Below are 20,402 nucleotides of genomic sequence, written 5' to 3' on the forward strand. Positions count from 1 at the left end.
CGCGTCCGGACAGAACGCCGCGCGCGCCTATCGCGCTCGCGCGCAGGGCACGCGGCCCGGCCGCCCGACGATCCGCTGCAGCACGCGCGACAGCTGATCCGCCGAGTAGGGCTTGTGCAGGAGCTCGAAGCCGTGCGGGCCTTCCTCCGCCAGAACGTGGCTGTAGCCCGAAGCCAGAACCACGGGCAGGTCCGGAAGGCGGCGGCGCAGTTCTTCCGCGAGTGCGATACCGCCCATGCCGGGCATCACCACGTCCGAGAACACCGCATCGAAGCCCGCGCCATCGCCGTCGAGCCGCTCCAGAGCCGCCTCGGCGTTGGCCGCCCACTCGGTCGCATAGCCGAGATCCTGCAGGATCTGCGTCGCGAAGCGGCCGACCTCGACATTGTCCTCGACCACCAGCACGCGCCGCCCGGCGCCGTCGGTCGCCGGGCCCACGACCTCGACCGCCGGATCGATCTCGGCCGGTGCCGCGACCTGCGGCAGGAACATCGTGAAGGTCGTGCCCTGCCCGAGCACGCTGTGCACGTCCACGTCCCCGCCCGACTGCTTGGCGAAGCCGAAGACCTGGGAGAGACCGAGCCCGGTGCCCTTGCCGACGCCCTTCGTGGTGAAGAAGGGCTCGAAGATGTGCGCGAGATCGTCCGGGGCGATGCCGGCGCCGGTATCGGCGAGTGAAACGGCGACGAAGGCGCTGCGCGAGCCGGCATGGCCGCGGATCGCCGGCATCGGCCGGTCGCCGACGAGGCGCAGCGTCAGCGTGCCCTGGCCGTCCATCGCGTCCCGGGCGTTGACCGCCATGTTCACGAGCGCCGTCTCGAACTGGCTGCGATCGCAGCGGACGAAGCATCGGGCCTGAGGCAGCGTCAGATCGACCTGGATGCGCGCCCCGGTCACCGTGTCGAGCATGTCCGCCACGCTGCTCAGACAGGCTCCGACCTCGAAGACCTCGGGCTTGAGGGTCTGTCGGCGGGCGAAGGCGAGGAGCTGGCTGGTGAGCTTGGCGGCGCGGTCGACGGTGTCGGAGACGGCATCCATGTAGCGGCGTCGGCGCTCCTCGGGCAGGTCGGGCCGGCGCAGGAAGTCGACGGACGAGCGGATGATGGTGAGGAGGTTGTTGAAGTCGTGGGCGACGCCGCCGGTGAGCTGGCCCACCGCCTCCATCTTCTGTGACTGGCGCAGCGCTTCCTCGGCGATCGTCCGCTCCTCGATCGCCTCGGCGACCCGGCTCTCCAGGGTCGCGTTCAGCTCGCGCAGCTGCGCCTCCCGGGTGCGCAGCTGCTCCAATCGGGCCCGGGCCTCGTATTGACGGCGCCGGCCGCGCAGCGCCGTCACCACGACGCTGATCAGTGTGGTCGGGTGGAAGGGCCGCTCCAGAAAGCTGACATTGCCCAGCACCTTCGACAGCCGCGCCGCGGTCGGGTTGCGTTCGGATCCGCCGCCCTGCCGGGTCAGCAGGATGAACGGCATGTCGGACCACGCCGGCTGCTCCGCGATCCAGGCGGCGAGCGGCGCCAGGTCGGCGGTGCGCACCGCCTCTTCGGTCACCAGGACCGCTCCCGCGGTCTCGGAGAGGCTCTGCACAAGTCCCGGCAGGTCCGGCACGATCAAGGCCGCGAGGTCGGCATCGACGAGCAGGGCCCGAGCCAGCTCGGCGTCGCGCCCGTGCGGCGCGAGGATCAGTACGCGCTCGGAAAGCGGGTTGCCGGGCCTCGTCACGCGGGATCGCTGTCCAAGAGGCTCGTGTCGTCGCCCCGGATCGGCGTCGGAACCCCCCGCAGAATGCCCTGGAACGAGCGCAGCGGCTCGCCGACTCTCAGGCCCGACGCGGTGATGCGGTACTCGCGGATCGTGTTCTCGTGCGCGCCGGTCCGCTTCTTCACCGCCGAGATGGCGCGGCGCACCTGCCCCAGCGCCTCGAAATAGCGCAGCAGGACCACGGTATCGGCCAGGTAGGTGACGTCCACGGGGCTCTTCATGTCGCCGACCAGCCCGTGCTGCGCGACCGTCAGGAAGGTCGTGACGCCCTGCCGGTTCAGGTACTGCAGCAGTTCGTGAACGTGCAGGATCAGGGCATTCTCCTGCGGCATCGCCGCCTGGTAGCCGTTGAGACTGTCGATCACCACCGTCTTGGCCTGCGCCTCGTCGACCTGCCGGCGCACGAGGTTGGCGAATTCCCCCGGCGACAGCTCGGCTGCGTCGACCTGATTGATCGTCAGCGCGCCGGCATCGCGCAGTCCGGCGAGGTCGAAGCCCATCGCCCGGGTGCGTTCCAGCATCACCCCGAGTTCCTCGTCGAAGACGAACATCGCCGCCTTCTCGCCGCGGGCGGTGGCGGCCAGCACGTACTGGATCGCGAGCAGCGACTTGCCGGTGCCGGCCGGCCCGAGGATCAGGGTGCTCGATCCCGTCTCGACGCCGCCGCCGAGCAGCGCGTCGAGTTCGGTCACGCCGCTCTTGATCTGGCTGCGGACGAACGCCGTCTTGTGCTCCAGCGAGACCAGGCGCGGAAAGACCTGGACGCCGCCCGTCGTGATGGTGAAGTCGTGGTAGCCGCCGCGGAACCGCTGGCCCCTGTATTTCACCACACGCAGCCGCCGCCGCTCGGCACCGTAATCGGGCGCCAGCTCCTCCAGCCGGATCACCGCATGGGCAATGCTGTGCACCGCCTTGTCCTGCGCCTCTGCGGTGAGGTCGTCGAGAAGCAGCACGGTGGAGTCGTGGCGTGCGAAGTAGTGCTTCAGGGCCAGGATCTGCCGGCGATAGCGCAGCGATCCCGCGGCGAGCAGCCGGATCTCGGACAGGCTGTCGAGCACGATCCGGGCCGGCTTGATCGCTTCGACCTGCGTGAAGATAACCCGGGTAGTCTCCCCGAGTTCGAGATCAGAGGAATACAGCAGGCTCTGCTGCTGCTCGGCGTCGAGCACGCTCTCGGGCGGGATCACCTCGTAGACGGTGATGCGGTCGCTGATCGTCCAGCCATGCGAACGCGCGGTCTCGCGCAGCTCCTCGTGGGTCTCGGACAGACTGATATAGAGTCCGCGCTCGCCGAGCTCCGCTCCAGCCAGCAGGAATTGCAGGGCGATCGTGGTCTTGCCGGTGCCGGGGTTGCCCTCCATCAGGTAGAGGCGCTCACGCCTCAAGCCGCCGCCGAGCACGTCGTCGAGGCCCTGGACACCGAGCATGGCCTTGTCGAGGGAGTCGGAGGGAGCGGCCATGGCCAGTTTGCTCGGTTCCGAAAGGGTCGGGCAGGTCACGAGCGCAGCCTCCCGTGCAGCACCCGTAGCCCCGGATGCGATGGACGCCAAGGGGGCCGCCCATCAAGCTCCGGTGGGCCAAACAGCACAGGTTTCCCCGGTGCCTGCCCCGGCTCCGCATCGGTCAGCCGCGATCATCGCATGCCGGACGTCTCTGGATTTGGCCCTCCGACTCGATCCGCGCGTGCAGAGCCGGGCCAGCCGGGAGCGCCCGGCACGGAACGATGGATGGGTCATCCCACGGCCCGCCCGCATGCGCCCGGTCTCGGCGATCACGCGGTCTTCGTCTTTCTGTGTAGAGAATGCGTCAGCACGATCCTCGGGCGAATTCCAAAACTTCAGGCCGACGATACGTCGCAAATTTGAGAACGAGCATGACAATGGACTTGCCGGTGGTCTTGAAGTGCGCCTTATTGCGAATATGATGCCGAAAATATTGGTAGACATCAGCATATTGGCGCCGACGTTGCGGTGCGTCGATGATACAAGGCCCGCAAAAGATTGAAGTCCGGCGGCGCTTTAACCGGCCGTTAACCATTTGTTAACCATCCCTGGTCTGGTGTCCTGTGAACCCAGGACGCGCCCCCCGCGAGTTCTCACCCCGGGATCACCAGACGTCATGCCGATCGGACGCTTCGTCTCCGCGCGCCACCTGTTCGCCGCCGTGCTCGCGGCCGCCACCGGCCTCGGCGGGGCGGTCGTGCTCTCCACGAGCCAGGACAGAGGCGCCCTGGTCTCGGACGGTGCCGCGCGGACGCAGCAGGCGGTCGCGCTGATCGCGGACAATCTCGACCGCGCGATGCTGACGGTGGCCCGCGACGTCAGCCTCGGCACCGAGAACGTGCTCCTGCAGGCGCTCGACGCGCCGCCCGAGGCGCTGGCGGCGTTCTTCGCGCGCTGGCAGAAAATCCAGCCCGGTTACGCCGATGTGATGCTGGCGGACCGGTCGGGGCGCGTCCTCGCGACGGCGAGCGGGCGCTTCCTGGGCGCGAACGTGTCGAGCACCAGCTGGTTCGCCCGCGCCCTCGGCGGCGTGGTGATCGGGGATGCCGCGGAGAACAGCCGAGCCGGCGTGCAGAACGCCCGCAATCTCATCGTGGCCGCCCCCGTCGGCGCGGTGTCCGGGCACGCCGCGAGCGCCGTACTCGCCGTCCAGCTGACGACCGACTGGGCGGACGAGACCATCGCCGCGACCCGGCGAGCCTTGCCGGAGATCCAGCGTGAGCTGGCGATCACCGTCCTGAACGCGAGCGGGCGACCCGTCCACCGTTCCGGACCCGAGATCGAGCTGACCGGTTCCGACAGCCTCGGCGTGACGGCTCCGGTCGGCAAGCCGGAGATCGGCGGCCTCAACTGGCTCGTGAGCGCGCGACGCGATGGGCCCGCTCTCGGCGGCCCTATCCGCGCCACCCCGCTGCTGGCCCTGCTGGCCGCGATGCTCGCCGCCGGCGGGCTCGGCTGGCTGCTCGGCGGATTGCTGGGGCGCGCCGCCGCCGGCATCGGCCGGATCGGCGCACAGGATAACCCTGAGGCTCCGGTCGGCCGGTGCGTCGTCCGCGAACTGCACGCGCTCGCCGAGACCGCCCGCGAGGCGGCCACCCGCAGCCAGGGTCGCGAGCGCCTGCTCAACGCGACGCGCGTCGCGCTCGGCCGCAGCCGCGAGCGCCTGCACGCCGCGCGCGTGATGGCCGGGGCGACCTGCTGGGAGGTCGATCTCGGCGCCGGGCAGGTCTTCTGGACGGACGGTGCGCAGAATACGGCGAGCCGGGCGGTGGAGCGCGTCTGCGAACTCGAGGCCATCCTCGCGCATATCGAGGACGGGGACCGGGACCTGCTTCGGGCCGCGATGCGCGAGGCGCTCGCCGATCGCGGCAGCATCCGGGAGATCGCGGTGCGCACGATGCAGGGCCAGGAGGAGATCTCGGGCCGCCGGCTTGTCCTGCGGGTGGCCGCGCTCGGACCGAAGGTGGCCTCGCGGCTGCACGTGGTCAGCCGCGAGGTCGCGCCCGTGCTTGCGCCGCCCGTCGAGGGTGGCCTGGCGATCCCGGCGGAGGGGCGTGCGCCGACGGAGCGCCGCCAGGATTCGGCGATGCGCGCGGTCGTCTCGGGCATCGTGCACGACGTGAACAACGCGCTGACGACCGTGATGACCGCCCTGGGCACATTTCAGCGCTCGCAGGATGCCGCGAGCCAGAGCGGGCAGCACCTGACCGGTTCCGCCCTGCGCGCCGCCCGGCGCGGCGCCTCGCTGACCCGCTGCATCACGAGCCTCGCCCGGCGTGAGGCGCCTCCCGTCTGCGACCTCGACCTCGCCCCGATGCTCGACGACGTGGTCGAGTTCATGCGCAACACCGCGCTCTCCGACATCCTCGTCGCCCTGTCCCGTGACGAGGACCTGCCGCGCCTGCGCTGTAGCGAGCACGCGTTCGAACTCGTCCTTCTGAACCTTGCCTGCGAACTGAAGCACGGTATGCCGTCCGGCGCCGTCCTCTCGATCGTCGCCGAGCGTCTGACGCACGATTCCGAGTTCCCGCTCCTCGGCCAGGCGACGGTGCGCATCCGCCTGTCCAGCCCGCACGAGGCCGCCGCCGGCCAGGGGCAGGCGGCGGTCCGCGAGCTGATGGACGACCTCGGCGGTCGGGTCGATGTCGAGGCGAGCGCGGACGGCACCACCGTCAGCCTCTATTTCCCGGCCGTCGAGGCGCCGGCCGCCAGGCTCGGCTCCCGGGCGACGCCGCTCGGGCCGTCCGACATCCTGGTGGTGGAGGCGGATCCGCTGGTCCGCGCGGCCATCGCGGACTCGCTGAGCGATCTCGGCCACACCGTCACGGTGGCGACTTCGGGTCCGCAGGCGCTGGAGATCCTGGCGGCGCGGCGCGATTTCGCGCTCGTCCTCTGCGACTACGCTCTGCCCGACCCGGGCGGCCTCCACCTCGCCTCGGTCATCTCGCGGACCCATCCGCGCATCCGCATCGTCCTGACGGGCGTGCGCAACCAGATGCCGGCGAACGCCTACACCTTCCAGGTTCTCCACAAACCGTTCGGAGCCGCCGAGCTCGCCGCGTCCCTCGACCGCAGCACGGTGCCCGAAGCGCAGGCCGCCTGATCGCCACGGGGGGAGAGCGACCGAAGGGGGCCCGCGTGTCGGCAATCCTTGTGGTCTGGACGGGGCTCGGGCCCGATCCCGAGCCGGCGCATCGTCGAGATGCGGCGTGGGGCGGCATGAGCCCGCGACGGCCACGGCCGGACGTCCCAGGACGCCGATAGGCGGCGCGAGCCGGAGCTGTTTCATCTCCGGAAGAGCGAGCGCGAGCCTTTCGGCGACGCACCGGGCGACGCCTCAGCGTAAGCCCGAGCCGAAACTCCGACACCACTGCGACCCCGGACGCCACGCGGCCGGACCTGCGCCCCTCGGCGACATGTCATGTGCGATGCCCGCAGGGTCTACGGGGACGTATGAGTTCGCAGATCCCTATGATCGACCTGAAAAACCTGATTTCATCCAGTACATCTATCGGGTTGCAGTGCAGCAATGCGATCTATGATCCAAATTCGTGCGAAGTCAGGTCAACGAGTTATCAGAAGAGGAATTAAGTCTCTAATATGAATTGACCTGTGCTCATTTAATACTCAGGCGCGCATAGAAACTGGTCTGATTTCTGCAGATGCGAGCTGTTGCTACATTGCATCAATAGCTGTCTGAGGGGGATATAATCCAGACAAAAACGCTGCGTTAACCATTTGTTAACTACGGGGCGACTCCTCTGGCAGGGCGGCATCGGTCGCGTCAGGCATCCTATTCGGGGAAGACCGTTGTCTTCTAATGCAGCCAAGCTGATTCCAGTGTTCGCAGCGCTGGCGCTCGGGACGAGCGCTCAGACCGCTGTCGCGGCCGATTGGTACACTGGGGCCGAGCGCGAGATCCCGCGGGACGATTGGATCGTGGCCATCGACGCCGCCGCGACCGTGACGTCGAACAGCTCCGCCTTCGGCGCGGTCACGGCGACGATCGCGCCGGTCAATACGCTCCTGGACAGCGGTCCGCGCGTCCGGCTCCAGGGTGTCGCCGGCACCTACACCTATCCGGGCACCGTCACCGGGCAGACCGTCCGCGGCGTGCAGCAGGAGGGATCGGTCCTGTTCGGCTACGAGTGGATCTGGCAGCAGGCCGCGGTCGCGGGCTATGTCGGCTTCAACGTCCGCAACAACGAGCTCTCGATCCTCGATCCGGGCAACCCCGTCGTCGGCACGGGCATCGGCGGGAAGGTGGCGGCCGACATCTACCTGAATCCGACGCCGGACCAGTTCTACGCCGTCAATGCGTCGTACTCGACGCAATTCAACGCCTATTACGTGCGTGCGCGGGCCGGCTTCGCCGTTTTCAACGGCGTGTTCATCGGACCGGAAGCCACCCTGCTCGGCGACGACTTCTTCAACAGTTGGCGCGTCGGCGGTCATCTGACCGGCTTCGCGCTCGGACCGATGAAGTTCTCCGTCGGCGCCGGCTACGCCTACGACCGTGTCCGCAAGGGCGGGTACTACACCAGCATCGAGAGCCGCATGGCCTTCTGAGGCCCTTCACCGCGCGGGTCGGCCCGCCGCGCGGGATCCCGGGCCTCGTCGGGCCCGAACGATGCCCTTGAACCCTGGAGTCGTACCGTGCCGGCCTTTCTGGTCCGAACCATCTGGCTGTCGAGCGCGATCGTGGTGCTCCTGCTTCTGGCGCAGCCGATCGGAACGCCCGCGCAGCTCGAGCTGAGCCTCGGCGCGATCGTGCTGATGGCACTGCTGTGGGTGTTCGGGCGCGGGCGGGTGGCCCGGTCGATGTTCCTGGCGGTCGGCAGCCTGGTGGTGCTGCGCTACCTCTACTGGCGCCTGTCGAGCACGCTGCCGCCGATGAGCGATCCGTTCGGTTTCGGAGCCGGGCTGATCCTGCTCGCGGCGGAACTGTACTGCTTCTACATTCTGGCCGTCAGCCTCGTCGTGAATGCGGACCCGCTGGTGCGCGTCCCGGCGCCGGCCGGGGACGATGAGGACCTGCCCACCGTCGATATCTTCGTGCCGAGCTACAACGAGGACCGGCACATCCTGGCGACGACCCTCGCGGCGGCGCGCGCCATCGACTATCCCGCCGACAAGCTGACGGTCTGGCTCCTCGACGACGGGGGCACCGACCAGAAGTGCTCAGACACCGACTCCGCGAAAGCGGCGGAGGCGCGGGCGCGCCGTCAGGTGCTGCAAGCGCTCTGCGACGATCTCGGCGTCAGCTACCTGACCCGCCCGCGCAACGTGCACGCGAAGGCCGGCAACCTGAATAACGGCCTGCGGCACGCCACGGGCGAGATCGTCGTCGTCCTCGACGCCGACCACGTGCCGTTCCGCTCGTTCCTGCGCGAGACGATCGGCCATTTCGCGCGGGACCCCAAGCTGTTCCTGGTCCAGACCCCGCACGCCTTCCTCAACCCCGACCCGCTCGAGCGGAACCTGCAGACCTTCGACCGCATGCCGTCCGAGAACGAGATGTTCTACGCGATCAGCCAGTGCGGCCTCGACAAGTGGAACGGCTCGTTCTTCTGCGGCTCGGCCGCGCTCCTGCGCCGCGCGGCGCTGGAGGAGGCCGGCGGCTTCTCGGGCGTGACGATCACCGAGGATTGCGAGACTGCCTTCGAGCTGCACTCGCGCGGGTGGACCAGCGTCTACGTCGACAAGCCTCTGATCGCTGGGCTGCAGCCCGAGACGCTGTCGGACTTCATCGGCCAGCGCTCGCGCTGGTGCCAGGGCATGCTCCAGATCATGCTCCTGAAGAACCCGCTGTTCAAGTCGGGTCTCAAGCCGATCCAGCGGCTTTGCTACATGTCGAGCATGACGTTCTGGTTCTTCCCGCTGCCGCGTCTGATCTTCATGGTGGCGCCGCTGCTGTACATCTTCTTCGACATGAAGATCGTCGTCGCCAACGTCGATGAAGCGATCGCCTACACGGCGACCTACATCGCCGTGAACCTGATGATGCAGAACTATCTCTACGGCCGGGTCCGCTGGCCGTTCGTCTCGGAACTCTACGAGTACGTCCAGGGCCTGTTCCTGATCAAGGCGACGGCGGCCGTGATCCTCTCGCCGAGGAAGCCGCAGTTCAAGGTGACCGCCAAGAACGTCTCGCTCGACCACGATCAGCTCTCGCCGCTCGCGCTGCCCTACATCCTCGTCTACGCGGTCCTGCTCGCGGGCATGGTGGTCGCGACCTATCGCTACCTGTTCGAGCCCGGCATCACGAACCTGATGCTCGTCGTCGGGCTCTGGAACCTGTTCGGCCTGCTCACGGCCGGCGCCGCGCTCGGTGTGGCGGCCGAGCGGCGCCAGACCGAGAAGTCGCCCTCGCTTGCGGTCGACCGCAAGGCGGTCCTGACCATCAACGGCATGGCGATCGACGTCGCCGTGGACCGGATTTCGAGCGCGCGCTGCCGCGTGCGCATGGATGCGGTTCTGCCGGTCCGCCGCAGCGACGACAGCTTCTCGGGCACCCTGTCCGTGCGCCCGCACTGGGCGATGCCCACCGACGAGATCTCGGCGATCCCGGTCCGGGTCGCGGGCGTGACGGCGGCGGGCGAGGAATCGGTCTGCGACCTCGCCTTCGAGGCGCTGCCGCCGCAGGCCTATTTCGCTCTGGCCGACCTCATGTACGGCGACGCCGGCGCGATGACCCGCTTCCAGCAGCGTCGCCGCACGCACAAGGACCTGCTGACGGGCACGCTCCAGTTCATCTGGTGGGGGCTGATCGGCCCGTTCCGTGTCCTCTCCTGTCTGTCGGCCCGCGCCGAGACGCGCCGCGCGACCGAGGCGGCCCAGGACGTGCCGGTGCCGCGCACGGTCGGCATGCGCCGCCGCCTCAATGCCCCGGTCCCGGAGCCCACCCCGGCACAGGTCGTCCCGCAGCCGATGGCCGCGCGCGCCGAGGCGGCGCCCCGCGTCCGGGCCGCCGAGCCGGATGAGGCCACGTCGAGCTGGTTGCAGATGATGCTCGAGTTGGAGAACGCCGCGCTGGCGCACAAGCGGAGCCGGCGTTCCTCCGATCTTCCGGCGTCGAACAACGCGACCGCCGGCTGATCCGCGATGCGCGACCGTTTCCGCTATCCTGCCGCCCCCGCGAGCCTGTCAGAGAGGCGTCCCATGTCCGCAGATGCCCTCAAAGACCGTCGCCGTGCCAGCCGCCGCCTGGGCTTCGGGCTGCTCGCCTCCGCCGGGTTCCTGCTTCTCGGGGCCGGGGCGGATGCGCAGAGCTTCCTCGGTTCCGGGGCGCCGCGGGCGCTGGCCGTGCCGAATGCGGATCCGGCCGCCGCTCAGGCGCAGCCGGCCCCGGACCCGGCTCCGCTGCGGCCGGTGCGGCCGGACGTCGCCGAGCCGGTGGCCGCGACGACCGCTCTGCCCGTGCCGCAGCGGCCGCTCCCGGCCGTGGGCGGCAGCCTGCGCCTGAGCGGCGAGGAAAGCAGCCTGCAATGGCCGGTCTACCTGACCGATGCCCAGACCCGGGAACGCCTGCGGTTCCGCATCGGCTACCTGTCGGCGATCTCCGTCGTCCCCCACGAATCCTTCCTGACCGCGTCGGTCAACGACGTCGTCATCGGCCGGACCGAGATCAAGGCGCCCGGCGCCGTGCGCATCATCGAGTTCGAGGTGCCGCCGGGTCTGCTCAAGCCGGGCTACAACGCCGTGACGATCGCCGGATCCCAGCGGCATCGCGTCGACTGCTCCCTGCAGGCGACCTTCGAATTGTGGACCCAGATCGATCCGTCCTGGACCGGCTTCGTGGTCCCCCAGGCGACCGAGGCGGGCGGCCTGCGCGGCCTGCCGGCGGTGATGCCCGATGCCCGGGGGATCGTTCCGATCCGCGTGGTCCTCGGCAACCGGCCGGCCTTCGCCGGCTTCGAGCGGATCCTCGCGGTCCTCCAGCACATCGCGCTCGCGGGGCGCTACAGCCAGGTCGCGGTCGATTTCGGGCCGGCCCTGTCGGGACGCGCCGGCCTGAACCTCGTCGTGGGCGGAGCGCAGGCGGAGGCCGCCGGGTCGCAGCCCCTGTCCATCGAGCCGGCCCAGGCGGATCGGCCGCTGACCCTCGTCCTGGCCGGCGACGGCCCGGCCGAGATGGACGCCGCGATCCAGGCCCTGCGGGCGGCCGCGGCGGCCGAGCCGGTCGGGAGCCCGCAGGGCCTGCAGGCCTTCGCCCTGGCGCGCGGCGTGCCGACCCGGGGCGGCGAGACCCTGCGGCTCTCCGCGCTCGGCGTGAGCAACCGGGAGTTCGCCGGGCGCCTGTTCCGGACGGGCTTCGACGTGGTGCTGCCGACCGATTTCGTCCCGGCCGACTACGCCAAGGTCAACCTGCGTCTGGCCGGCGGCTACGCGGCCGGGCTCGATGTCGGCGCTCAGGTCATCGTCGACATCAACGGCCGCAACGTCGCGAGCCTGCCGATGCCGCGCTCGGGCGGCGATGTCTTCCAAGATGCGCAACTCGCCCTGCCGCTGGGCCGCTGGCGGCCCGGCCGCAACAGGATCGAGGTCAGCGCCTTCCTGCCCGCCCAGAACGACAGGGTCTGCGAGGACGGTACCGAGCGGAAGCGCTTCCTGTTCTTGAGCGATTCGACGCTGACGATTCCGAACCTCGCCCGGGCCGTGCGCCTGCCCGATCTGGCTGCGACCCTCGGCGACGTGCCCAGGCTCGCCCAGGACCGGCGTCCACGCCTGGTCGTGCCCGCGCCCGATCGCGACGCGATGGCCGCGGCCGCGACGATCGTCGTCCAGATGGCGCTGGCCGCCAATCGCGCCATCGATTTCGAGCTGGTCGCCGATCAGGGCCGCAATCGCCACACGCCGACGATCGTCGTCGCCCCGGCCCGCGCGCTCGATCCGGACACCCTGCGCGCCGTCGGGCTCAATCCCGATCAGATCCGGCAGATCTGGCAGGGCCGCGCGGCGGCCGGCCAAGCGACGGAGACCGTGCGCGAGGCGGTCGTCGACGGCCTGAGCCTCGATCGCCTGCGCAGCAATGTGCTGCCGGCCTGCGCCCTGCCGGCGGCCGCCCCGCGCAACGCCGTGGCGGCGAGCCAGCGCATCCGCGTATCCTCGGCCGATAACGAGGGGCGAGAACTGGCCTCCGCCTGGAGCGTCGCCGTCCGGCCGCAGAACACGGTGGGCGGCTACGTGTCCGACCTCTCGAGCCGGTTCGCCACCGCGACCGAGGGCGCCCTCCGCGGGACGGCGGCCTGGCTGAGCAATCAGGTCCAGGAGCCGGAGATCGAGATCGGTCCGCAGGCCTCGCTCGTGGTGAGCCAGGGTGTGTCCGGCCGGGACATGAACAGCCTGGTGACCGTGTTCACGGCTCCGAACGCTGCGACGCTCGCGGCCTCGGCGATCTGTCTCACGGCGCCCGCGATCTGGAACCGGCTGGAGGGGCGCACCGTCTCCCTCGACGCCGATACCGGGACGCTCGCGCAGTACGAGGCGAAGCAGGCCGCGTTCTTCGAGACGGGCGGCGGCAGCTTCGAGAACATGCGGCTCGTCATGGCCGGGTGGTTCTCCACCAACCCGACCTTCTTCGCGCTGATCCTGTTCGCGGCGGCGGTCACGCTCGGGCTGAGCACGACGGCGATGTTGCGCGGCGTCGGCCGCAGCAATCCCGGCCGGCAGGGAGCCGCCGCAGGGACCGAGACCGAGACCGGCGAGGCGTCACGATGAAGCGATCGCACCTGCTGGCCGCCGCCGGGTTGGCCCTCGTGGCGCTGGCGCCTCTCGGACGCGCGCAGGAGGTTGGGCGCGGGCAGGATCAGGCCGAGCCGCCGTCCGCGACCCAAGCGGCGCCGAAGGCGCGCCCGGAGGAGGCCGGCCGCATGCTGAACGCCCTCGCCGACGGTCCGGGCTGGCGCAGCTACAAGGCCCGCTTCGTGACCGATCAGGGCCGCGTCGTCGACACCGCGAACGGGCGGATCAGCCACAGCGAGGGCCAGGGCTACGGCATGCTGCTCGCCGTCGCGGCGGGCGACAAGGACGCCTTCCGGCGGATCTGGGACTGGACCCGCGCCAATCTCATGGTGCGCGAGGACGCGTTGCTGGCCTGGCGTTGGGAGCCGGACAAGCGGCCGGGCGTCGCCGACATGAACAACGCGACCGACGGCGACATCCTCGTGGCCTGGGCTTTGGCCGAGGCTGCCGATGGCTGGGCCGACGAGGGATACCGGCTGGCCGCGCGGCGCCTCGCGGTCGACATCGCCCGCCGCACCGTGCTGTTCCGCGTCGAGGGCGGGCCGCTGCTCCTGCCCGGCATGAGCGGCTTCTCCGCCGAGGATCGGACGGACGGGCCGGTGGCCAACCTGTCCTACTGGATCTTCCCGGCCTTCGCCCGGCTCGCCGCGGTGGCACCGGAATTCGAGTGGGCCCGGCTCAGCGCGAACGGCCTCGATCTGGTTCTGCGCGCCCGGTTCGGGCAGGCGCAGCTTCCGACGGAGTGGATCTCGATGCGCGGAGGCACGCCGAAGCCGGCGAGCGGCTTCCCCACCGTGTTCTCCTACAACGCGGTGCGCATTCCGCTCTATCTCGCGATGGCCGGGATCACGGACCGTCGGTATTACGAGCCCTTCCTGCGTTTGTGGGCGACGTCCGACCCGAGCGGGATGCCGGTCATCGACACGGAGACGAACGCGGTCGCCGGCCGCTTCCAGGAGCCCGGCTACGGGGCGATTCCGGCGATCGCGGCCTGCGCGGCGACCGGCACCGCGCTGCCCCCGGGCTTCAGCGAGATCGCCCCATCCGAGAACTACTATCCGGCGACGCTGCAGCTGCTGGCGATCGCGACCGCGAACGTGAGGTACCTGTCATGCCTCGGGCGCTGAAGCGGCACCGGCCCGATCGGGCCTGGGCCGGACCTGCACTCGCCGGCGCGCTCCTGGCCGTCCTGACGGCGGCGGGCGAGACGAGAGCCGAGACGGCGCCCCAGCCAGGGGTCGTCCAGCTGAACGAGCGGCGCGCGCCCGTGATCCTCGATTCGGCCGAGCCCAGAAACGGGGATGTCGAGATTGTCGACGAGAGCGCGCTGCGCTTCTACGCCGCCCAGAAGCAGACCGACCGTGTCCAGGCCGAGATCGCGCGGCTGCGCCGTCGCCATCCGAACTGGGTGGTGCCGAGCGACCTCGATACCCTGAAGCCGAGCCCGCCCGAAGAGGCGGCGATGTGGGACCTCTTCACGGCCGGCCGCTTCGACGACCTGCGGACGGCGATCACCTCCCGCCAGGCGGCTGATCCGAGCTGGCGGCCCTCGGAAGAACTCGCGCGCAAGTTCAATCGCGGGACCTTCCGCAATGCCGCGAAGGCGGCGGCCCGCGAGGGCGCCTGGAACGAGGTTCTGGCTCGGGTGAGAGCCGAGCCGGAGGCGGTGCGCAGCCTCGACATCGACATCGCCTGGATCGTTGCGGAGGCCTACGCGAGAACGGGCGACGTCGCCCAGGCCGTCGCCTTCTATCGCAGCATCCTGACGAGCCATCCCGAGACGGCCCTGCGGCTCGCCACGATCCAGAAGGCGATGTCGGTGCTGCCGATGGGGCAGGTCGAGCCGCTGCTCGCGCTCGGCCAGAAGGCCGCCGACGGCATGAGCGAGTTCCGTCCGATCCAGCTTGACGTGACCCGGGCCCGGATCGCCGCGATCCTGCGCGGCGAGGCGGTCGGCCCCGTGGAGCCCGGCGACCTCGCGGCGCTCGGCGAGGCCGCCCGCAAGCTGAGGGATCCGGGACAACTCAGCCTGCTCGGCTGGTACGCCTATCACCGGCGCCAGTTCCGAGAGGCGCTCGAGTGGTTCAAGACGGCGCTGGCCCGCGGCGGCGACGCGACGGTCGCCACCGGCCAGGTGCTCGCCTTGCGCGAGATGGGGCAGGAGCGTGAGGCCGAGGAGGTCGCCTTCGCCTGGCGCGGCCCCTCCGTGACCAATACCGCCCTCTACATCGATCTGGTGGAGCGCCAGCTCGCCTGGGGCGCCGGCTCCTCCCTGGAGCCGGCCCGGCTCGACCGGTTCGCCAAGGTCGTCCTCACCCTCGGCACGGGGGAGGGGGCCCAGGCGCTCGGTTGGTATGCCTACAATGCCTGCCAGTTCGAGGCGGCCGCGGACTGGTTCCAGCGGGCCGTCGCCTGGAAGCCCCGCGAGAGCTCCGTGCTGGGCTACGCCCTCGCTCTCTCGCGCCTCAAGCGCATGCACGACTACTGGGAGGTCGTGAACCGCTACGACGGCCTGTTCCCCAAGGTGGTCGACCTCGCCTTCACGGTTCCCGATCCCCAGGCCCGGGATACGAGCCCGTGCGCGCCGGTCCGTGCCGAAGCGCAGCCTCAGGCCGCGGCCCCCGCCGCGCGGGCGAGCCGCGTGCCGAAGCCCGGCCAGCAAGCTCAGGTTCAGCCGACGGGCCTGCCGGTCAAGCGCAGCGAGTTCCCGATCGCCGTCGCGGCGGAGAATCCGCTGCGCTTCCCGGAGCCGCCGGCCGGCACGAAGCGGACGCGCGAGTATCTGGAGGAGGTCCGCTCGGCCCAGCCGCTGATCGCGCGACGGGTCATCGGCGTCGGCTCCATGCCCTACGAGCGCTACGGATACACGCTCCTGCCCGGGTGGACCGGCAAGGACCAGGCGAGCCTGCCGGCGGGCCTGCCGAATCCTCCGGCCGGCACGCTGGCTCAGACCGATCTCGCAGTGGCGACGGGCGGCCTCAACGTCACCCAGACCCGCGACGGGGACCGCTTCTCCCCGTTCGACACGGCCGCGAATGCCGGCCGCGGCACCGCTCGCCTTACGGGACAGGACCGATGAGCCGCACCGCGTCTGCCGCCTGGCCTCGCCTCGCTCCGCAGCACGCGGTCGCGCTGCTGGCGTGGTCGCTGCTCACGGCCTGCACCACCGCCTCGGGGCAGCGCGCGGACGTGCGGCATCTCGATACCGCCTTCAGCGTCGGGGACGTGTCGGCACGGACTCCGCTGATCACCGTGCCCCAGAGCGGTCCCGGCACGCTGCAGGAGACGCGCCTCGCCGGCGGCCTGCGCCAGCAGATCACCTATGCCGGAACGGCGGGCTTCGCCGACCTCGTCGTGGTGAGCCGACAGGCCGGCATCCCCAGGGTCGAGAAGCCGACCCGGGCCGGAATCGCTGCGGAGCTCGCCGCCCTCGGTGGCGATTACCGCGTCCTGAAACAGCCGTTCCACAACGCCTATGGGCAGATCGGCATCGCGGTCAGCGGGCGCTGCGCCTATGGTTGGCAGTGGATCGACGATCTCCGCGGGGTCGATCTCGGCCGTCCTGGCCTGAACGGCGGGCCATTCTCCGCCTCCCTGCGCGTGAAGCATTGCGCGCGGGCGTCGGCCTCGGAGGATGCTCTGGTCGGCCCCCTCCTGCGCGTCCGGCTCGGCATGCGTGACGGCGAGCCGGCGCGGGCCGCGCCGCGGCGGCCGAAAGTGGTCACGGCCGCTCCCGCTCCCGCCCCGGCCGAGCCGCGGCCGCCCAGGACGGCGCCGGCCTCCCCGAGCGTCGCCATCAACGACAACCGGACCCTGATCAGCCTGCCGCCCTCGGGAACCGGTCCCGCCTACCTTGCGCCTCCGGCGATCCAGAACCCGGCGCAGGCGAGCCCCGTATCCATCCCCCGTCCGGCCGCCATGGGCGCGCCTCAGCAGCCCCGCTACCTGGCGGATCCGGGGCCTGCGCCGAGCGAGCCGCGCGCCGTGCCCCGAGCGCAGGCCGTGCCGTCGCCGGTCCGCCCGGATGACCGGTCGTCCAACGCATCGGGCCAGGCCGCCCGCGGCCAGACGCCGCCGCCCTTCGGCTGGTAGTCCAGCGCCGTTCCCGCCTCCGTCAGGGCCCGGGCGCATCCGCCCGTTCGGGCTCCCTCTCCGACGGGGACGCGGCCCGCCGCGTATGGGATGGCAGGCGGCGAGCGCCCGCCAGCACCGATGCGGGTTCGGCCGACGCGGGCGCCGGACGTGGACCGAACCGGGCCGCCTGCACATCGCCGCGCGCGGAGGCGCCGGCCTGGATGAAGGCGCGCGCCTCGGAGGCCGTCATCGGGCCGCCATACAGATAGCCCTGCACCTGCGTGCATCCCGCCTGCCGCACGCGGTCGAGCTGCTCCACGGTCTCCACCCCTTCCGCGGTCACGGTGGCGTGGAGCTGGGCGCCGAGGCCGGTCACCGCCCGCACGACCGCCGCCGAGATCGGCTCATCGATGCGACGCACGAACGAGCAGTCGATCTTGATCTTGTCGAACAGGAAGTGGGTCAGGTGGCTCAACGACGAGAAGCCGGTCCCGAAATCGTCGAGCGCGATATGCACGCCCATGCCGCGCAGGCGCCCGAGGCAGGCGAAGACGCCATCCGCGTCGACGAGCATCGCGCTCTCCGTGATCTCGAGCTCGAGCCTCCCCGGCTGCAGGCCCGATGCGGCGAGCGCGCCGAGGACGGCCTGTTCGAGCCCCGGTCTGCGGAGCTGGATCGAGGACACGTTGACCGCGACCCGTAGGTCGGAAGGCCAGTCCACCGCCTCGCTGGACGCCTCGCGCAGGACCCACTCGCCGATCGAGACGATGAGGCCCGTCTCCTCCGCGAGCGGGATGAATTCGGCGGGGGAGATCATGCCTCGCCGCGGATGGAACCAGCGCAGCAGGGCCTCGAAGCCGCACAGGCGGCCGGTGGCGAGGTCGAAGATCGGCTGGTAGCGCAGCGTCATGCCGCCGGAATGCACGGCCTCGCGCAGATCGAGTTCGAGGAAGTTGCGGGCTACGATCTGCGCATCCAGCGCGGGCTCGTAGAAGCGGAAGGTGTTTCGGCCTGCCTCCTTCGCCCGATACAGGGCGATGTCCGCGTTCTTGAAGAGCTGCTCCGGTTCGGCCCCGTCGCGCGGAGCGACCGCGATGCCGATGCTGAGACCGACATTCGTCAGGTGACCCTCGATCTCAAGCGGCTGGCCCACGGCCTCGATGGCCCGCGCAGCGACCGTGCGCGCCAGGTCCGATCGACCCTGGATCGGCAGGATGATGGCGAACTCGTCGCCGCCGAGCCGGGCGACGAGATCTTCCTCCCGCAGCACGGCGAGGAGGCGCCGGGCGAGCTCGCGCAGGAGCGCGTCGCCGGCCGAGTGCCCGAACGTATCGTTGACGGCCTTGAACCGGTCGAGGTCGCAGCAGAGCACGGCCACTTCGCCGCCGCTCCCGATCTTCGCCAGTTCCTGACCGAGCGTCTCGTGGAACAGGCGTCGGTTGGGCAAGCCCGTCAGCGCGTCGTGGCGCGCCATGTGCTCGATGACCGCCTCGCGCCGCTTCCGATCCGTGATGTCCGTGAAGGTGCGCACCTGCCCGCCCGTGCTGAGCGGCGCCGACCGGACCTCGAGGATGAGCCCGTTGGGACGCTCGCGCTCGTAGACGAAGGGCGTGCTCTGCAGGCTCTCGGTCTCGAGGCAGCGGCGCAGCTCCGTCGAGGCCCGGGCGAACTCGCCCGCACGGGCCTGGTGGTCCCGCACATCGGTGTAGGACGCGCCTTCGTGCAGGACGTCGTCCGGCAGGCCGAGCAGGTCGTGAGCCCGCCGGTTGAGCACGCCGATGCGGTCGTCCGGGCCGATCATCAGCAGACCCTGGTCCATCGTCTCGAGGGTCGTGCGCAGCAATTCGAGCGTCTCGCGCTGCTGCCGTTCGGCGTGGACGTGATCCGTCACGTCGAGGCAGACCCCGTGCAGGGTCGTGACCTGCCCGGCATCATCACGCTCGATGACCCCGTGCACCGAGACGATCCGTTCCTCGCCGCTCGGACGGAGGATCCGCGAGCGATGTTCGTAGGTGATATCCGCATGGCCTGGATCGGCTGCCGCCGCGAGGAGGCGGCCGTGGAGCGTGAGGCGATCCTCGTGGTGGTAGAAGCTCAGATGCTCGGCGAGGCTGAGGGGCTTCAGGGACGGGTTGCGATCGAAGATCCGCGAGATCCCGTCCGACCACTGCACCGTCCCATCGGCGAGATCGATCGACCAGTGACCGAAGCAGGCCGTCCGCTCGGCCATGGCGCGGGCGGTGTGGGCGGCGCGCAGGCGCGCTTCCCGCTCGGTGAGCAGCGCCTCCACCCGCCGCCGCCGCTCGATCTCGCGCTCGCTGGCGAGGCGCGCGTCACGCAACCGCAGGTGCGCCTCGACGATCTGCGCGAGGTCCTTGAGCTGCGCCACCTGCTCGTCGGTGAAATCGAAGCGGGGCGCCCGATCCATGACGCAGATCGTGCCGACGCAGGATTCGGCATCGAGCCCGAGCGCCACGCCCGCGTAGAAGCGCGCATGGGGCGGTCCCCGCACGAGAGGGCTCTCCGCGAAGCGCGGATCCTGCGCGAGATCGGGAACGACGAGAGCCCGGCCGCGACCGCCCCGTATGGTCAGGTCGCAGAAGGAGGCCTCGCGTTCGCAACTATCGACGTCGAGGCCGAACCGCGCTTTGAAGAGAAGCCGTGTCTCAACGACAAGTGGTATGATGGCGATCGGAGCCCGAAAGAGATGGGCCGCGATCCGGCACACCGCGTCGAATTGAGGCTCGGCCGCCGTGTTGAGCATGTCGAAGGTCTCGGCGCCAGCCATGCGCGCGGCCCCAGTCGGATATGGCGGCACGATCACAAGATCCTCTCGGTTACGCTCGACGTCCGTGCAGTCGTCGCGCCGGGCTGTCGCGTTCGCCCGGCGGCGTTTGATGCGACGGAATCCATGATCTGAGCGTGGGACGCCTAGTGATCCCAGCAATAGAGCTCGTAGGTTTTGCCATCGAGCTTGAACCAGCACAGTCCAGAATTGAAATGTTCGCCGTGCTCCTTGTAGGAGGTCGCAATGCCCTGAACGAGGCTTCTCGCTTCGTGCTGACTGCCGATATCGTAGGCGAGAAGTTGGGGTGGCTTGCGGCAACCCTCCACGATCTCACGGACGAATATGGAATGCGCCATTGCTCCACTCCGACATCATCGAATATGATCACAGGTTGTAAATGGATGTCGGTCGACGCCAATTGGTTCAATCCGGATCAAGCAGTAGCGTTAATGTCTGGTGATCCGATCTATGAGGAATTGAGGCGTGACGCCTATTCAAATTCGCACTTCCGCCATTGATGCGATCACGCTGCACGC

At 70.1% G+C, this 20,402-nt stretch carries 11 protein-coding genes; 8 read left to right on the forward strand and 3 right to left on the reverse strand.

The features are described from left to right. Positions 1–27 precede the first annotated feature (27 nt). Both MET9862_RS10055 and MET9862_RS10060 read right to left on the reverse strand, forming a co-directional pair. On the reverse strand, positions 28–1,719 hold the full coding sequence (locus tag MET9862_RS10055; RefSeq protein ID WP_244612655.1) for an ATP-binding protein: 1,692 nt from the start codon (positions 1,717–1,719) through the stop codon (positions 28–30). Then, positions 1,716–3,218 carry an ATPase domain-containing protein gene (locus tag MET9862_RS10060; RefSeq protein WP_142582864.1) on the reverse strand — a complete coding sequence of 501 codons (1,503 nt, stop codon included), beginning with the start codon at positions 3,216–3,218 and terminating at the stop codon, positions 1,716–1,718. The genes MET9862_RS10055 and MET9862_RS10060 overlap by 4 nt, the downstream gene beginning before the upstream one ends. A 658-nt stretch (positions 3,219–3,876) precedes the next feature. On the opposite strand from MET9862_RS10060, the gene MET9862_RS10065 reads away from it, so the two are divergent. The 7 genes from MET9862_RS10065 to MET9862_RS10095 all read left to right on the forward strand — a co-directional run bounded on the left by MET9862_RS10065 (position 3,877) and on the right by MET9862_RS10095 (position 17,096). Continuing rightward, complete coding sequence (locus MET9862_RS10065; protein WP_142582865.1) at positions 3,877–6,363, forward strand: response regulator; 2,487 nt, start codon at positions 3,877–3,879, stop codon at positions 6,361–6,363. Between the two features lie 737 nt (positions 6,364–7,100). Continuing rightward, positions 7,101–7,829 carry a cellulose biosynthesis protein BcsS gene (gene bcsS / locus MET9862_RS10070; RefSeq protein ID WP_244612656.1) on the forward strand — a complete coding sequence of 243 codons (729 nt, stop codon included), beginning with the start codon at positions 7,101–7,103 and terminating at the stop codon, positions 7,827–7,829. Between the two features lie 87 nt (positions 7,830–7,916). Next, positions 7,917–10,358, forward strand: coding sequence for a UDP-forming cellulose synthase catalytic subunit (gene bcsA / locus MET9862_RS10075; protein WP_142582866.1), 2,442 nt, complete (start codon positions 7,917–7,919; stop codon positions 10,356–10,358). 63 nt (positions 10,359–10,421) lie between these two features. After that, entirely contained in the window at positions 10,422–12,980 is a 2,559-nt protein-coding gene (locus tag MET9862_RS10080) for a cellulose biosynthesis cyclic di-GMP-binding regulatory protein BcsB (RefSeq protein ID WP_142582867.1), read from the forward strand. Beyond that, positions 12,977–14,131: a family 8 glycosyl hydrolase gene (locus MET9862_RS10085; RefSeq protein ID WP_142582868.1), complete on the forward strand. Its 1,155-nt coding sequence runs from the start codon at positions 12,977–12,979 to the stop codon at positions 14,129–14,131. Before MET9862_RS10080 ends, MET9862_RS10085 begins: the two co-directional genes overlap by 4 nt. Beyond that, complete coding sequence (locus MET9862_RS10090) at positions 14,116–16,083, forward strand: tetratricopeptide repeat protein (protein WP_142582869.1); 1,968 nt, start codon at positions 14,116–14,118, stop codon at positions 16,081–16,083. The genes MET9862_RS10085 and MET9862_RS10090 overlap by 16 nt, the downstream gene beginning before the upstream one ends. After that, positions 16,080–17,096, forward strand: coding sequence for a hypothetical protein (locus MET9862_RS10095; RefSeq protein ID WP_142582870.1), 1,017 nt, complete (start codon positions 16,080–16,082; stop codon positions 17,094–17,096). Before MET9862_RS10090 ends, MET9862_RS10095 begins: the two co-directional genes overlap by 4 nt. 22 nt (positions 17,097–17,118) lie before the next feature. On the opposite strand, the gene MET9862_RS10100 is transcribed toward MET9862_RS10095, so the two are convergent. Continuing rightward, positions 17,119–19,866, reverse strand: a complete 2,748-nt coding sequence (locus MET9862_RS10100; RefSeq protein WP_185156817.1) for a sensor domain-containing phosphodiesterase — start codon at positions 19,864–19,866, stop codon at positions 17,119–17,121. Positions 19,867–20,000: 134 nt separating this feature from the next. On the opposite strand from MET9862_RS10100, the gene MET9862_RS10105 reads away from it, so the two are divergent. Continuing rightward, complete coding sequence (locus MET9862_RS10105; protein ID WP_142582872.1) at positions 20,001–20,384, forward strand: hypothetical protein; 384 nt, start codon at positions 20,001–20,003, stop codon at positions 20,382–20,384. Positions 20,385–20,402: the final 18 nt, after the last annotated feature.

Source organism: Methylobacterium symbioticum, assembly GCF_902141845.1.
Lineage (GTDB): Bacteria > Pseudomonadota > Alphaproteobacteria > Rhizobiales > Beijerinckiaceae > Methylobacterium > Methylobacterium symbioticum.

Coding starts and splice junctions, on each gene's coding strand:
- MET9862_RS10090 (WP_142582869.1), top strand. CDS start 14,116: ATGCCTCGGGCGCTGAAGCGGCACCGGCCCGATCGGGCCTGGGCCGGA.
- MET9862_RS10065 (WP_142582865.1), top strand. CDS start 3,877: ATGCCGATCGGACGCTTCGTCTCCGCGCGCCACCTGTTCGCCGCCGTG.
- MET9862_RS10080 (WP_142582867.1), top strand. CDS start 10,422: ATGTCCGCAGATGCCCTCAAAGACCGTCGCCGTGCCAGCCGCCGCCTG.
- MET9862_RS10060 (WP_142582864.1), bottom strand. CDS start 3,218: ATGGCCGCTCCCTCCGACTCCCTCGACAAGGCCATGCTCGGTGTCCAG.
- MET9862_RS10100 (WP_185156817.1), bottom strand. CDS start 19,866: ATGGCTGGCGCCGAGACCTTCGACATGCTCAACACGGCGGCCGAGCCT.
- MET9862_RS10085 (WP_142582868.1), top strand. CDS start 12,977: ATGAAGCGATCGCACCTGCTGGCCGCCGCCGGGTTGGCCCTCGTGGCG.
- MET9862_RS10095 (WP_142582870.1), top strand. CDS start 16,080: ATGAGCCGCACCGCGTCTGCCGCCTGGCCTCGCCTCGCTCCGCAGCAC.